The following is a 12,832-nucleotide window of genomic DNA, read 5'->3' as shown; positions in this document are numbered from 1 at the left end:
TCAATTCCTTTTTTGCCCGCAAAGCGGGAGTTTCTTATTTCGGCTTCGCCATCTTGCAGAATGACAAAAAAGCACTTTATAAACTTTTTAATTTATTCGCAATGGCACGGTCATTACTCAATCGTGGCAATTTATTTTGTCCTCCTAATTTTCCAATGGATTTCATATAATCCTGAAAACCGTTTTGAGCTACTTTTGTAATGACTAATGTTCGCAAAACTTTACCCACAATCAAATCGTCATAATACGAATTTTGTTTTCGCATCGCATCATCAATTTTCAGAGCAAAATCTTCTAGATTATCGGGTTCATTTTCAAATTCTATAAACCATTCGTGATAGGGTAATCCTGATTCTGGTGTGATTTTCGGAGCAACCGTAAACTCGTTTACTCGGATTGACGAACCTTCCATTGCTTCTTTTAACGCATGTTCTACTTCCTTACCAATGACATGTTCTCCAAAAGCGGAAATAAAATGTTTGATTCTTCCGGAAACAATCACACGGTGCGGTTTAAGCGATGTAAATTGAACAGTATCACCAATATTATAAGCCCAAAGTCCGGCATTGGTAGAAATTATCAACGCATAATTCACACCTAATTCTACTTCGCCAATAGTATATCGTTTTGGATTTTCAGAAAAAAATTCATCTGTTTTTATAAATTCATAAAACATCCCGGCATTCAGCAAAAGCAACATTCCTTTTTCATTTTGCTTGTCTTGATAGGCAAAAAATCCTTCGGAAGCCGGAAACAATTCAACCGAATCAACTTTTCGTCCAATTAAATTTTCAAATTTGGCTCGATAAGGTTCAAAATTTACTCCGCCATAGACATACAAACTGAAATTTTTAAACAACTCGCCGACTTTTTTCCCGGACTTTTCCTGAAGTTTTTCAAAATACATTTGCACCCAAGCCGGAATTCCTGAAATAACGGTCATGTCTTCGTTGATTGTTTCTTCCGTAATGGCATTTACTTTGGTTTCCCAATCTTCAATGCAATTGGTTTCCCACGAAGGCATTCTGTTTTTGAGTAAATAGTTCGGAACATAATGTGCTACAATTCCTGAAAGTCGTCCTAATTTGATGCCGTTTTTTTCTTCCAAAATCGGACTTCCTTGCAAAAAAATCATTTTCCCTTTTACAAAATCGGCATTTCCGGTTTCATAAATATAACTCAACAAAGCATTTCTGGCGGCTTGAATGTGAAATGGAATAGATTCTTTGGTCAGCGGAATATATTTTGCTCCCGACGTTGTTCCTGAAGTTTTGGCAAAATAAACCGGTTTTCCTTTCCATAAAATATTTTCTTTTCCTTGAACGACCAAGTCAACATACTTGCGTAAGGCTTCATAATCGCGAACAGGAACATGTTTGGCAAAATCTTCAAACGTTTTAATTTGGTCAAAATGATGATCTTTTCCAAACTTTGTTTTGGAGGCTTCTTTTATCAAACTTTTAAAAACCTTTTGTTGAGTTTCTATAGGATTTGAAGACCATTTTTTGGTTTCTTTATTTACTTTTTTAGCTAAAAGTTTAGCGGCTAAAACTTTAATTCGCATAATTATTCAAAATCAATAAATTGGGTTGGATCGATGGTAAATCCATCTTTCCAAAGTTCAAAATGCAAGTGAATTCCGGTTGATTCTTTTCCGGTAGATCCGGCCAAACCAATTACTTCGCCGGTTCGCACCACATCGCCTTGGGTTTTGGTTAATATTGCTGCATGTTTATAAACTGATAAAATAGCATCACGGTGTTTGATGATTATCACGTTTCCGGTAGAAGGTGTCCAATCGGCAAAAACAACGGTTCCGTTGGCAACTGATTTAATTGGCGTGTCTTTTGGAACGGCTATATCAACAGCAAAATGTTTGTTTACAGCACTGTATTTTTCAGTAATATGTCCTCTAACCGGAGGAAATAGAACCAAATTTACTTTTGATTGGGCTTTTTCAAAAAGATTGTATTTGTCTTCCAAAGCTACTTGTTCTCGAAGTTTTAGTTCTTCTTCGGAAGGATTTAATTTATCTTTTGAAACATCAACCGTTTCCGGATTTAAAATTGAATCTTTATTGAACTTAGCATACTCTAAATCGCCGGTTAGAATTTTTTTTATTGATTGAATATAGAGTTCGTTTTTCTTTACTTCCAAGGCCAAAGAATCTGATTTTACAGCAAGAATAGTAGCATCTTTTTTCAATTTATTGGATGCATAACCCGGAATAAACTCCCGTAAAGGCGTAAAAGCAATAATATAGGTTGTGATAGAAATGATTAAAATCGCCGAAATGGTTACCACCACAAAAACATTCATCAAATTGAGTTTTAATGAAAAAATCTCTTCAAATGATTCTTCATTTAAAATAACCAAACGGTTTTTGGTGAATAATTGTTTTTTAAGTCGTTGTCTTTTTAGTCTTTTTGCAGACATGTTCTAAATTTATTATACAAATATAAGAATTAAAGCTTCTTTAAAAAGTGACAATTTTATTGTTTTACATAAAGACAATCCACTTTAACGTAGTTTTTAGTTAAGAATTGCTTATATTCTGAACAACTACATTATTTTATTTTTACATTTGTAGTCTCAATTTAGATATTATGAATGCATTAGCAATATTTTTAGGTTTCATTGGTCCTTGGCAAATAGGTTTAATCATTGTAGTAATTTTGCTTTTATTTGGTGGGAAAAAAATTCCGGAATTAATGAAAGGCTTAGGAAGCGGAATCAAGGAATTTAAAAATGCCGCCAAAGAAGACCAACCGGCAGACAAAAAAGAAGAAGAAGACAAAAAATAGTACGTTTTGTTTCATACATAAAATTCCAAATACGATCATTAAACGGATTAGTATTTGGAATTTTTTATGTAAAAAAAAGTCACCGAGAAAAATTCCCGATGACTTGACAAATATATATGAAGGTTAATTATTTTATTCTTCTTTTCTTGCTTCTTTTTTGGCTTTTGCTTCGGCTGCTTTTTTTGCCTCAGCCGCTTTTAGAGCTTCAGCTTCTTTTGCCGCTTGCTCAGTTTTTTTATCTTCTGCAGTTTTTTCCTTTGTTGTTGTGGTTACTTTTTCTGTTTTTTCATTTTTTTTTTCTTCTTTCTTTGTTTCCTGTGCAAAAACAAATACTCCAGACAATAGCATTACGCTTAGAATTAACTTTTTCATTTTTCTTGGTTTTAATAGTTTATGGTTGATTAATCCTAAACAATAAAAATGCCGAATAAAAAATAAAATATAATAGCTGTTGAAATGTAGAGAATGAATTATATTAATTGATTGACTTTCAGTTGTTTAATTTTATAAAATATGAAAAGTTGTCTTTTAGATTTAAAAAACAACTTTTATAAGAATGGGTAAAATAGTTGAAATCGGGAGATGGTTTGTATAAAAATTACACGTTTTAGTTATAGAATCATAGTTAATTGAATCCTTTTTCTCACTTCATCCACCTCAACCACTTTTACTTGAACATGTTGATGCAATTTCACGACTTCATTATTTTAGTAAAAAAATTTAAATATGTAGTATTAAATATTACTTCTAATTTTTTGAATTAAAGCTGAAATAAAAGCAAAGTATTGATCCTTTTCAGAAAACATTTTTTCAAAAGCATTAAATTTTTGTTCGTCAAAATTTTCCCCAATTAAATCCTCTAAAAAAAATAAAATTTTTTTTAACTCAATAGTTCTATTTTCAACCAAATCCTCTCTATTTAAACCCAATATCTTGATAGTAGTTTCTGCTCTTTGATTAGCCGGGAAAAGTAGAAAAGTTTGAGTCAAATCGTCGTATTCAAATTTAAAAAAATCTTGCGGATTCTCATCAACTGGATGAATAAAAGGCCCATCTTCATTTTCCAAAGGAAATTTATCTCCTTTATTCGCTTTTCCATTACAAATAGAACATGATAATAAAAAATTATTCCATTCAAAACATAGTTCAGGATATTTAGATTTAGGCTTGAAGTGTTCAATCTGACCGTAATCTACATGCGTGATACGACTTTCGCAAAAAGCACATTTTTTATTAAACATCTTCTTTAAAGCCGATTTAACGTCTGTGTGATTATAGCGTTTTTCAGCTTTACCTATTGCTTTTTTGTTTGCTAATGTATTAGATTGAGTATAAACTTCTTTTGCTAATAAATACTGTTCAGTCCAATTTAAAGAATTTTGAACTAAAACATTTGGCTTTGCTGTTCTAGTTACTTTTATCATTTTAAATATTTTTCAGCGAACTTCTTTAGTTTAATATCTAATTCAGATTCCTCCTTTTTTTGTCCGTAAACTTCTTGAACTAGCGGTGTTAATGATTCTAATTTTTCTAAATCAGATTTAGCTAGGTTTTTCTTGCCTTTTAATTTGATATAGTCATCAACAGCCTTTTGAGTTTCTTTAGATCTTGGGCTTTCAACCTCAAACAAATCAGATGTCAAAATTTGATCAATTCTCCAACCTGTAACACTCTCTGGATTATTATCTATAACAACTTTATCTCCATCTTTTCTACATACTACAATATTTGCATTTCTGTCTTGAGCTGCTTGAACAATTAATGGACTGTGAGCAGTAACAATAAATTGTGCCTTTGGAAAGTGGTGCGATAGTTTATTTATAACTGTTCTTTGCCATTTAGGATGTAAGTGTAAATCAATTTCATCAATCAAAATAATTACCGGTTGTTCTAATGGGTTGTCTTTTTCTGGATATTCTTCCATCATTTTTGATGCTATATCTACTAATAAAGCTGTTATGGTTTGATAACCAAAGCTTAAGTCTCTTAGATTAATCCAATCTTTAGTATTAATTTTAACTTCTAATGAAGATTTATCATTTAAATTTTTGACTTCTTTTATTCTTAAATCAAAAACATCAGGAAGAAAATCAATTAAAATATTTTTAATAATTTCTAATTGATTTACTAATTGATTTTTAATTTCAATATCGGAGGTTTGAACAGCTAAATACTTTTGCAAATACCATTCTTCCACATTTATTAATTCAACACTTTCATCAAATAGAGATGAAAGTTTATCTTGATTAAAGGAGTTACTTGAAAAGCTTGGGTTTTTACTCATCCGTCTAGAAGCACCATAAGAAAAAAGTAATAAGTTATTCAAATCTGCGTCAAAAGTCAATTCTTTTACATTAGATCCGTCCTTATCAGAGGTAATTGATATAAAATAATGTTTTTTAGTTCTATCATTATTTAATCTGTAGCGAACAAAACTCTTACTGTTATAAATTCCATTAGGATTAGTTATAATAGTTAAAGGTTGCTTTTGGCTGTAAAATTTTTGATTGTTCTTAAACTCATTTAATATAAATGAATTTGCAATCACTTTCAATAATGTTGTCTTACCTGATCCATTATCTCCAAGTATAATTGTCCAAGGTGAATACTTCCCCTTATTATCAGACAAATCTAACTTTTGAGCCTCCTTGAAACAACCTACGCTTCCCAAATCTAACGAAATGAAATACAAGTGACTTTCTCTATTTAAATTTTTAATTTCCATTATTATAACTCTATTTAACAAAAATACGAAAATTATATTACCATCGTCAACTGAATCCGTTTCCTCACTTCATCAACTTCAACAACTTTGACTTGAACATGTTGATGCAATTTCACGACTTCATTTACATCCGAAACAAAACCTTCTTTGAGTTGTGAAATGTGAACCAATCCACTTTCTTTTAATCCAATATCTACAAAGCAACCAAAAGCAGTAATGTTATTGACAATTCCGGGTAAAATCATACCGGTTCGTAAATCAGACATTTTTTTTACATTCGGGTCAAATTCAAAAACTTTAGCCGATTTTCTTGGATCTAATCCGGGTTTTTCGAGTTCTTTTAAGACGTCTTTTATTCCTAAAATTCCAATGGTTTGGTTGGTATAATTTTCGGGTTTGATTAGCGAAATTTTTTCCTTATTTCCAATTAAATCAGATAGCGAAATTTTTAAATCTTTCGCCATTTTTTCCACAATTGAATACGCTTCCGGATGCACCGCCGAATTATCCAACGGGTTTTTTCCGTTTTGAATACGAATAAAAGCAGCAGCTTGTTGATAGGCTTTTTCGCCCAATCGTGGTACTTTTTTCAACTGTTTCCGGTCTTCAAACGGTCCGTTTTCGGAACGAAAAGCCACAATGTTTTCAGCCATTTTTTCGCCAATTCCCGATACATAACTCAATAATGATTTACTGGCGGTATTCAAGTTAACACCCACCGAATTCACACATCGAACTACAACAGTGTCTAATTCTTCTTTTAATTTGGTTTGATCTACATCGTGTTGGTATTGACCAACGCCGATGGATTTAGCATCAATTTTTACCAATTCTGCCAACGGATCCGAAAGTCGTCTTCCAATAGAAACTGAACCTCGAACTGTGACATCATAATTTGGAAATTCATCTCGTGCAATTTTGGAAGCGGAATAAACAGATGCTCCGGCTTCAGAAACTACAAAAACCTGAATCGGCTTATCGAAAGCAATTTTTTTGATGAAAAATTCCGTTTCACGACTGGCTGTTCCGTTTCCGATTGAAATTGCTTCAATGTTATACGCATTAACCATCGAACGGATTTTTTTCATCGCCATTGCATTTTCATTTTGTGGTGGATGTGGATAAATGGTTTCGTTGTATAACAAATCTCCTTTTTCATCCAAACAAACCACTTTGCAACCCGAACGATAACCCGGATCAATGGCCAAAATTCGCTTTTCACCTAAAGGCGGTGCAAGTAGTAACTGACTCAAATTCTGAGCAAAAACGTCAATGGCTTTTGCATCGGCTTTGGTTTTAAATTCTTGTAGCGTTTCGTTGGAAATAGCGGGTTCAAGCAAGCGTTTGTAACTATCTTTTATGGCTAATTTCAGTTGATGTGCCGTTTCTTTGTTGTTTTTAATTGTATTATTTTCAATGAACTCTAGAGCTTCATCCGGTTCGATTTCTACGTTCATTTTCACAAAACCTTCGGCTTCTGCACGCAACATGGCCAATAATCGATGCGATGGTGTTTTTGAAAGTGGTTCTGCCCAATCAAAATATTGGTTGAATTTTTGAGCATTTTCATCTTCTTTTTTTGATTTCACTACTTTGGTTGAAACAATCGCTTTTCGTTGAAACAATCGACGTAAATTTTTTCGGACAAAGCTGTTTTCATTGATCCATTCGGCAATAATGTCTCTTGCTCCTTGTAATGCTTCGTCTTCATTGGCTACTTTATCGTTCAAATATTTTGAAGCAATGAACTCAATATCATCGCTGTTTTGTGCCATAATAATCTTCGCTAAAGGTTCTAGTCCTTTTTCACGTGCAGCATCAGCTTTGGTTTTTTTCTTTTTTTTGTAGGGTAAGTAGAAATCTTCTATTTCTTGTAAATCAAAAGAATTTTCAATTTTCAATTTTAATTCAGGTGAAAGTTGTCCTTGCTCTACAATTGCTTTTAAAATAGATTCTTTTCGCTTTACAATTTCTTCAAATTGTTTGTTGAGCTTGAAAATTTGCTCGATTTGAACTTCATCTAAATTGCCGGTTTGATCTTTTCGGTATCGGGAAATGAAGGGAATTGTGCAGTCTTCTGAAAGAAGTTGTAACGTATTTTCAATTCCTTTAACAGGAAGTTGTGTGGCGTTTTGAATATATTGAATTTGATTCATTATAGTTATTTATATTGGTAAAATGTGATTTCTTTTTTAGTAAGAGTAGTATCAATCCTGCACAATAAAATCCTTCGGGTCCACTTTTTGAAATTCAGGTTGAATATTCACATGGTTAATGTCGAATTTTTCATAAAGCACTTCTTCAATTTCATGCAATAAATCGTTGAATTCACTCATTTTGATGTCTGCGGCACAGTCTAAATGAGCTTCTAAATGCAATTCTTCTTCGTTTAAATGCCAAACGTGAATGTGGTGTAATTTTCCAACTCCTTTGATTTGATGCACTTCTCTAACAATTTCTTTAATGTCGATGGTATCCGGTGTAAACAACATCAACATTTTGGTGGATTTTATAAATAAATCGAAACCAACAATGATTAAGTAAACAGCAATCAGCAATGTCATCACACTATCAACCCAATAAATTTGATAGAATTTCATTAATAATCCGCCGGTTAAAACCGCAACAGAAGCCATCATATCAGTAAATAAATGCAAATAAGCCGACTTCATATTCAAATTATGAGCCGCATCTTTACGAAGTAATAAAACAGAAAATCCATTGACAGCAATTCCTAAAAGTGCTAACCAAATCACTAAACTGGATTCAATTGGTTCGGGATGTGCTAATTTAATTATTGCATGATAAATCAATATAAACGCCACAACTATCAACGTAGATGCATTGATAAACGCTGCAATTAATTCAGCTCGTTTATAACCAAAAGTATGACTGATAGAAGCTTTTCGTCGGGATAATTTGTGAGCTACCAAACTAAAAATCAGCGAAAGCACATCCGAAAAATTGTGCAACGCATCCGAAATTAAAGCCAAACTACCCGAAATAATTCCACCAATCACTTGAGCAATCGTAATCAACGTATTAAGTAAAATGGATAAAATCAGATTTTTTCCGGTTACGTTGTGCTTGTGGATTTTTGGGTTGGTAGACATCTATATATTTTGTTTTTTAAACCATTAAGGAGTTAAGGTTCATTAAGTTGAATTCTTAATTTTTCTTAATTCCTTAATGGTTCAAATTGTTACGAACAACTTATTTTATTCACTCGATTCTGATGTCTTCCTCCTTCAAAATCAGTTTTCAAAAACGTTTCCACCATTTCAACCGCTTGCGGAATCGAAGTAAATCGTGCCGGAATACTAATGATATTCGCATCATTATGTTGTCTGGCCAAAGCCGAAATTTCTTTTGTCCAACACAAAGCAGCTCTAATGCCTTGGTGTTTGTTGACGGTCATAGCAATGCCGTTACCGCTGCCGCAAATCACGATGCCTAAATCGGCTTTTCCGGTTTCTACATCGGTGGCTACCGGATGACCAAAATCGGGATAATCCACACTATCTGTTGTGTTGGTTCCGTGATTAATGACTTCATGGCCTTGTTTTTCTAAAAAAGCAACGATGGCTTTTTTATAATCCGGGCCAGCGTGATCGTTTCCAATTGAGATTTTCATTTTAGTTGTGTTGTTATTTTTATCTTTACAAAAATAATCAAATTCAATCAGCTTAGGATGAAATTTAACGGTCAGGTTTGTTCATTTGATGATAATGCGTTGTATTGGGAATTACACATCCCTATTCCTCCGGCTGTTTTTGAAAAATTGCTGAAAGAAGCGAAAGACAAACGCGTGGTTTGCACACTTAACGGAAATTTTTCTTTTCATTGTGCGATGTTACCAAAAGTGACTTTTCATTATATTTTATTGAATAGAGAAATCTCTAAAAAACTGAATTTGCATTTGAATGATGATGTAAAAGTTGAATTAGTGAAAGACGATAGCAAATACGGCATGCCACTATCCGAAGAAATGGAAGAAGTTTTTTTCAGCGATCCCGAAGGAAGCGATTTGTTTCATAAACTCACACCCGGAAAACAACGAACGTTAATTCATGTGGTCAATAAATACAAAAGTTCGCAACTTCGGATTGAGAAATCATTTGTTATTTTAGATCATTTGAAAAACCGAAAAGGTGTTTTGGATTTTAAGGGGTTGAATGAGGATTTTAAGAATTTTAAGAATAGATTTTAATTTTAGACACGGATTTCACGAATTAACACGGATTTAAAATCTCAATCATAAGCTTAGTGAAATTCAGAATCCGTGTTAATTCGTGAAATCTGTGTCAAATAAAATAATCTCCCAAAAACCACATACGTTGGATGGGAGACGAGACGCTGAAAAATTTGCTTAATTTTAAGTTTTTATCATAAACTTAATCATAATAAGTAGCTTTGTGAAATTCAAAATCCGTGTTAATTCGTGAAATCCGTGTCAAAAAAATACGATTACATCATCCTAGGTTCCGGATTATCCGGTTTACTCACCGCTTTTCAAATGGCGAATGATCCGTGGTTTAATGATAAATCTATTCTAATCATCGACAAAGAAATAAAAAACCAAAACGACCGAACGTGGTGTTTTTGGGAAGAACCAAATGGCGAATTCGATTCCATCCTATCTAAAACCTGGGAAAAAGCATTTATAGGAAATCAGGATTTTCAACAATCTTTTGATATGCATCCTTATTTGTATAAAATGATTAGAAGTAGTGATTTTTACAAATTGGTATTCGATACGATTTCATCTAAATCTAATTTTGCTTTTATAAATGATGAAATCATACATTGGAAAACGATTGAAAATTCGGTTGAAATTCAAGGAAAAAATCAAACTTATACTTCAAATTTTTTATTGAATAGTTTTTTTGATGTTAATCCAATTCTCAACCAAAAGAAATATCCCTATTTAAAGCAACATTTTATCGGCTGGTTCATCAAAACCAAAGAAGCAATTTTTGATGATTCTGAAGTAAAATTTATGGATTTTACGATTGAACAAGACGGAAACACTCGATTTATGTATGTTTTACCAAATTCAAAAAGCGAAGCTTTGTTTGAATATACGTTGTTTTCTGAAGATTTATTAGAAAAATCACTATACAAAAAAGCAATTCAAAACTATCTTCAAAATTTAGGAATAACAGATTATGAAATTGTAGAAAAAGAAGCAGGAAACATTCCAATGACTTGTTTTCCGTTTCATAAACAAAATTCAGAGCGGATTTTATTTATCGGAACGGCAGGTGGTTGGACAAAAGCTAGTACAGGTTTTACTTTCTTCAACAGTAAAAAACAATCTGAAAAATTGGTGGGATTTTTAAAAACAAATCAAAACCTTTCCAAATTTCATCAAAAAAACCGCTATTGGTTTTATGATTTAATTTTGTTGGAAGTTTTACATCAAAATAATGAATTGGGAGCTCAACTTTTTGGAACACTTTTTCAAAAAAATTCCATTCAAAATATCTTCAAATTTTTGAACGAAGAAGGAACTATTTATTCTGATTTAAAAGTAATGTTAACGTTACCAAAATGGTTATTTATTAAGGCTACTTTTCGGGCTTTATGGAAGTTGGTGTAACCGTTGTTTGTTATCTGTTTTCGGTCACCGTTTACCCACAATCTTGTCATTTCGATTTCTATGATAAAACCAAATTTTTTTGATAAGGAATTTGGTTTTTAATTACTGCAAAAACCCTATGTATTATTTTGTTTCTAACTGCATTTATAACGCTCATTTTATTTTTACCTTCTTCTACTTTTCGAAGATAATAATTTCTTAAGTCATTATCATTCCTAATAGCACTCATCGCTCCTAGATGCAAGACTCTTTTAACTGTTTTATCAGCAAGCCTTGACACTCCGGGTCTTCGCTTTATTGATGTGCCTGACTGAAAATCAAAAGGAACAACTCCGCTATAACATGCCATTTTCCTTGGATCTGTTATAGTTGTAAACCCTTCCGTTTTTGCCAAAATAATCCAAGAGAGTACTTTGCCTACACCAGGAACAGATTTCATCAATTGATAATTATTTTTTAATTCTGATTCACTAGAGATAACTTCTTCTATACTTTTTTCTATGTTTTTAATTTGAATATCAATACTCTTAACAAGTTGCAAATTTAATTTCAGCAATTCCTTGTCCATATTAATTCCTTTCATCAGTTTGTAGTCATCCTGCTGGCTCGTCAATTGTTTTCTCATTTTTATTCTTGCTGCTCTTTCTGTAAGCAGTACTTTAATTTTTCTGATTGTCAAGGATGAAGGTTTCCATTGTGTAATTTCTTGATGGTTCTTCTCGATAAAATTACAAATTCGAAGTGCATCAACCTTGTCATTTTTTCCTCTTGTAAGGCCCATACTCTTCTTTAAGTGTAAGGGTGATATGATATAAACTTTAAAGTTGTGAGATTCCAAGACCTGCAACAAATTCCAATTATATTTACCTGTGTTTTCCATTGCTACAATAGGAAAGTTAGTAGAATACATTTTGAAAAAACGCTTAATGTTCTGTACTTTGTTTTCAATAGTAAAGTAGGAAACTTTCTCATCTTTAATACAAATGTCTAAAGTCTTCTTACTGATGTCAATGCCAATAATAATGTTTTTCATAACTTTGCTTTTAACGTTAAACAAGTGATTTGAGAAATTCATCATAAGCTCAACTCCTTAATAATGGGTCTGGTTCCCTAATTTCTATTTGAGTCTTTGATGAAAAAGGGAGGCAAAAGTCTTAATCAGGATATGAGTAATTAACTCTGACGAAGGAATAGTGTACTTTTGCTTCCTTTCTCAATCATAAATTTATTGATTTTTTCTAAGAAACAAATCTAAAGGACGAAGGAGGAATCTCAGTAAGTTTCGATTTGAGATTCCTCCTTCGTCGGAATGACAAAAAACTCAAGAAACCCTTTTTAATCAACTTTCCACTAAACCTTTGATAATCTTATCTTTATAATAAACTAAACGTTAAATCTTTCCATTGTTAACAGTATTTCATAATCGCTTGATAATGAGGTAACATTAAATTAACACAGATTGTTGATAAATTCAGATAGAATTTTAGAAGTATTTTGAAGAAGTATGGAAATTTTTTCTAATCAAAAATTGAAATGAATAAATCAACTTTTGTTTTGATTTTTTACTTTAAAATTATCAACTTTTTAAAGTCGGTTTTCAACAGTTTTTCACAACAAACTTATTAATAATTTAGATCAAAAATTGAATGTTAACAACTGTTAATAAAAACTAAAATTTTCTTCATTTTGAGGATTTTATCT

General features: G+C 32.2%; 12 protein-coding genes and 1 pseudogene. 3 read left to right on the top strand and 10 right to left on the bottom strand.

All coding sequences use genetic code 11. From position 1 onward, the window contains the following. Positions 1-76 precede the first annotated feature (76 nt). Both M0M57_RS06665 and M0M57_RS06660 read right to left on the bottom strand, forming a co-directional pair. On the bottom strand, positions 77-1,564 hold the full coding sequence (locus M0M57_RS06665) for a GH3 auxin-responsive promoter family protein (RefSeq protein ID WP_248436410.1): 1,488 nt from the start codon (positions 1,562-1,564) through the stop codon (positions 77-79). Between the two features lie 2 nt (positions 1,565-1,566). Beyond that, the gene (locus tag M0M57_RS06660) at positions 1,567-2,436 is read right to left on the bottom strand and encodes a M23 family metallopeptidase (RefSeq protein WP_248436409.1); all 870 of its coding nucleotides are present in this window, start codon (positions 2,434-2,436) and stop codon (positions 1,567-1,569) included. Between the two features lie 170 nt (positions 2,437-2,606). Between M0M57_RS06660 and M0M57_RS06655 the strand changes: the two genes are divergently transcribed. Continuing rightward, positions 2,607-2,804 carry a twin-arginine translocase TatA/TatE family subunit gene (locus M0M57_RS06655; protein ID WP_248436408.1) on the top strand — a complete coding sequence of 66 codons (198 nt, stop codon included), beginning with the start codon at positions 2,607-2,609 and terminating at the stop codon, positions 2,802-2,804. A 132-nt stretch (positions 2,805-2,936) separates the two neighbouring features. On the opposite strand, the gene M0M57_RS06650 is transcribed toward M0M57_RS06655, so the two are convergent. From M0M57_RS06650 to rpiB, 7 genes and pseudogenes are all read right to left on the bottom strand, one after another. Beyond that, positions 2,937-3,176, bottom strand: coding sequence for a hypothetical protein (locus tag M0M57_RS06650; RefSeq protein WP_248436407.1), 240 nt, complete (start codon positions 3,174-3,176; stop codon positions 2,937-2,939). A gap of 239 nt (positions 3,177-3,415) precedes the next feature. Beyond that, a pseudogene (locus tag M0M57_RS16755) lies at positions 3,416-3,508 on the bottom strand (S1 RNA-binding domain-containing protein); the annotation flags it as partial. A 30-nt stretch (positions 3,509-3,538) separates the two neighbouring features. Beyond that, positions 3,539-4,228, bottom strand: a complete 690-nt coding sequence (locus M0M57_RS06645; RefSeq protein ID WP_248436406.1) for a retron system putative HNH endonuclease — start codon at positions 4,226-4,228, stop codon at positions 3,539-3,541. Beyond that, positions 4,225-5,529: an AAA family ATPase gene (locus M0M57_RS06640; protein ID WP_248436405.1), complete on the bottom strand. Its 1,305-nt coding sequence runs from the start codon at positions 5,527-5,529 to the stop codon at positions 4,225-4,227. Before M0M57_RS06640 ends, M0M57_RS06645 begins: the two co-directional genes overlap by 4 nt. A gap of 32 nt (positions 5,530-5,561) precedes the next feature. Further along, the gene (locus tag M0M57_RS06635; protein WP_248436404.1) at positions 5,562-7,685 is read right to left on the bottom strand and encodes a Tex family protein; all 2,124 of its coding nucleotides are present in this window, start codon (positions 7,683-7,685) and stop codon (positions 5,562-5,564) included. A gap of 51 nt (positions 7,686-7,736) precedes the next feature. Continuing rightward, on the bottom strand, positions 7,737-8,642 hold the full coding sequence (locus M0M57_RS06630; RefSeq protein ID WP_248436403.1) for a cation diffusion facilitator family transporter: 906 nt from the start codon (positions 8,640-8,642) through the stop codon (positions 7,737-7,739). 89 nt (positions 8,643-8,731) lie between these two features. Next, on the bottom strand, positions 8,732-9,163 hold the full coding sequence (gene rpiB, locus M0M57_RS06625) for a ribose 5-phosphate isomerase B (RefSeq protein ID WP_248436402.1): 432 nt from the start codon (positions 9,161-9,163) through the stop codon (positions 8,732-8,734). Positions 9,164-9,220: 57 nt separating this feature from the next. Here rpiB and M0M57_RS06620 point away from each other — a divergent pair, with 57 nt between their 5' ends. Then, complete coding sequence (locus M0M57_RS06620) at positions 9,221-9,739, top strand: DUF1905 domain-containing protein (RefSeq protein ID WP_248436401.1); 519 nt, start codon at positions 9,221-9,223, stop codon at positions 9,737-9,739. Between the two features lie 240 nt (positions 9,740-9,979). Beyond that, on the top strand, positions 9,980-11,131 hold the full coding sequence (locus M0M57_RS06615; RefSeq protein ID WP_248436400.1) for a lycopene cyclase family protein: 1,152 nt from the start codon (positions 9,980-9,982) through the stop codon (positions 11,129-11,131). A gap of 58 nt (positions 11,132-11,189) precedes the next feature. On the opposite strand, the gene M0M57_RS06610 is transcribed toward M0M57_RS06615, so the two are convergent. Continuing rightward, positions 11,190-12,164 (bottom strand): IS110 family RNA-guided transposase, encoded by a 975-nt coding sequence (locus M0M57_RS06610; protein ID WP_248436399.1) that lies wholly within the window; start codon positions 12,162-12,164, stop codon positions 11,190-11,192. Between the last annotated feature and the right edge of the window lie 668 nt (positions 12,165-12,832).

It is taken from the genome of Flavobacterium azooxidireducens, assembly GCF_023195775.1.
Lineage (GTDB): Bacteria > Bacteroidota > Bacteroidia > Flavobacteriales > Flavobacteriaceae > Flavobacterium > Flavobacterium azooxidireducens.
This window is presented reverse-complemented; position numbering and strand designations above follow the sequence as displayed.